This is a genomic window from Paenibacillus sp. GbtcB18, from assembly GCF_019091125.1.
Lineage (GTDB): Bacteria > Bacillota > Bacilli > Paenibacillales > NBRC-103111 > Paenibacillus_F > Paenibacillus_F chitinolyticus.
On record NZ_JAGXJX010000919.1, the window covers coordinates 1 to 233 of the forward strand.

At 63.1% G+C, this 233-nt stretch carries 1 protein-coding gene; it reads left to right on the top strand.

Going from position 1 to position 233, the window contains the following annotated elements:
- Positions 1-184: hypothetical protein (locus KVT34_RS31285; protein WP_217563396.1), on the top strand; the 184-nt coding region annotated here is incomplete at its 5' end.
- Positions 185-233: the final 49 nt, after the last annotated feature.

Consider the following 233-nt stretch of genomic DNA (forward strand, 5'->3'; position numbering starts at 1 on the left):
TCACCGGGACGCCGCCGCCCCGGGCGGCGTCGATCGCCTTGCTCAGGCGGGGCAGGTACTCGCCGTCGGGAAAGCGGTCGACGACGACCTGCTGGACATCCATGACGAGAAGGGCTTGCTGAGGCACCGTCTCTGTTCCTTCCGCGCGGCCCCGTTGGTCATCGAGCGATTAGTCATCAACTGATTACTTGGCAACGTAGTCCGCACTGCGGGACCATGTCAACGCATGATTA